Source organism: Gordonibacter sp., from assembly GCF_036667095.1.
Taxonomy (GTDB): Bacteria; Actinomycetota; Coriobacteriia; order Coriobacteriales; family Eggerthellaceae; genus Gordonibacter.
In genome coordinates, this window is record NZ_JAVWUP010000343.1 from 1 (window position 1) to 1912 (window position 1912).

General features: G+C 60.0%; 1 protein-coding gene. It reads right to left on the reverse strand.

Going from position 1 to position 1912, the window contains the following annotated elements; all coding sequences use genetic code 11:
- Positions 1-148: 148 nt before the first annotated feature.
- Entirely contained in the window at positions 149-1315 is a 1167-nt protein-coding gene (locus RR842_RS14460) for a phosphoglycerate dehydrogenase (RefSeq protein WP_332554577.1), read from the reverse strand.
- Positions 1316-1912 lie beyond the last annotated feature (597 nt).

Here is a 1912-nt window from a genome sequence, read left to right on the forward strand (position 1 = left end):
CCAATTTTACCGCCAATGGCGGTGAAGGTTGGCGGTAATAGCGAAAGGACGCAAGAACGGCGAGTAAGTCGCGCGGGAGAGGGGGGTTGGACGAACAAGAGCGGAGCCTCGGCGGCTCCGCTCTTGTTCGTCAGGGGAGAAATGCGGGTTATTTCACCACGCGCACACGGCGCACGCCTTCGAGGCCGGCGAGGTGGTCGAGCGCGCTGACCGGCGCGGGCTGGTTCACGTCGATGAGCGTGTAGGAGTAGTCTCCGCGTGTCTTGTTCGTCAGGTTCTCGATGTTCACGTCCTCGTCGCCGAAGGTGTTGGTGATGCGGCTGATCATGTTGGGGACGTTGCGGTGCATGACGGCCACGCGTCCCTGTCCTTCGGGACAGATTCCCATGTCGCAGGCCGGGTAGTTCACCGAGTTCACGATGTTGCCGTTCTCCAGGTAGTTCATGATCTCGCGCACGGCCATGACCGCGCAGTTGTCCTCGGCTTCTGCGGTGGAGGCTCCCAGGTGCGGCAGTACGATGGCGCCATCCATCTTCATCACGGCCGGCGTGGCGAAGTCGGTGATATAGGCGCGCACCTTGCCGGATGCGAGTGCTGCGGCCATGGCCTCGTCGTTCACCAGCGTGTCGCGGGAGAAGTTCAGGAACACGGCACCTTCGGGCATGAGCGAGCAGGCATGGGCGTCCACCATGCCAATGGTTCCTTCCATAGCAGGTACGTGGATGCTGAAGTAGTCGCAGGTGCGGAACATATCGTCGAGGTTCGTCACGTGGTGCACGTCGCTCGAGATGCGCCATGCCGCGCCTACCGACACGTAAGGGTCGTAGCCATACACGTCCATTCCAAGCCCGATGGCGGCGTTGGCCACTTCGGCTCCGATGGCACCAAGCCCGATCACGCCCAGCTTCTTGCTCTTGATCTCGCGTCCTGCGAAGGCCTTCTTCGCCTTTTCGGCCGCTTTGGCGATGTTCTCGTCGCCGGCGTTGTCGCGGCACCATTCGATGCCCTCCACGATGCCGCGGCTACCCAGCAGAAGCGCACACAGCACCAGCTCCTTCACCGCGTTCGCGTTCGCGCCCGGCGTGTTAAACACGACGATGCCCTCTTCGGCGCAGCGGTCCAGCGGGATGTTGTTCACGCCGGCACCCGCGCGTGCGATGGCCAGAAGGTCGCCGCCGAACTCCATGTCGTGCATGGCGGCGCTGCGCACCAGGATGCCCGTCGCCGATCCGGCGTCGTCGGTGAGCTCGTAGGAATCGGTGAGCAGGTCGGTGCCGTAGGCAGAAATGTTGTTCAGGCAATGAATGCGGGGCATGGGCTTCTCCTTGTTCGGGGCGAGGTCTTGGTTGGTGCGTCCGCCCGGGGCTGGTTCGCAGATTTCCCCATACTGCCCGCTTAAGATGTCCCTGTCAACGAAAACCCTGCAAAAGCACTTGCCTAGGCGGTAGGCGATCTCGTTGTGAGGGCATGCGGGTCAAGCCGGCCAGACGTTTTCTTCTCCGTAAGACGTCGTGCGGTCTCGATCATCAAGTGTTGCACGAAAGTCTCTCTATCTTTTGCTTGCTGGTGGCATTGGTGCTTTGCGGTCTGCGCGAATCGGCTATGCGTGCTATTCCTGTTTCCCTGCGTCGCGCTATCAGCATCAGCATCGACATCGGGCTTTTATCAAAAGCGCCGTAAAACCCCTTTCTTTAGATATGAGGATATAAGGCGCTTCGCCTTTAGGCGAACACAAGTTCGTTTTCTATGGTATAATCATGCTCGTAGAACAAGTAGGGGCGCTGTCGCGTACAGCTGTAAGAAAGGGTGCGGGGTGTGGATAAGGCGTTTGAATTTCGTCTATACCCCACTGCACACCAGCGCAGCCTGATGGCGAAGACCTTCGGGTGTTGTCGCTGGGTATACAACAAGG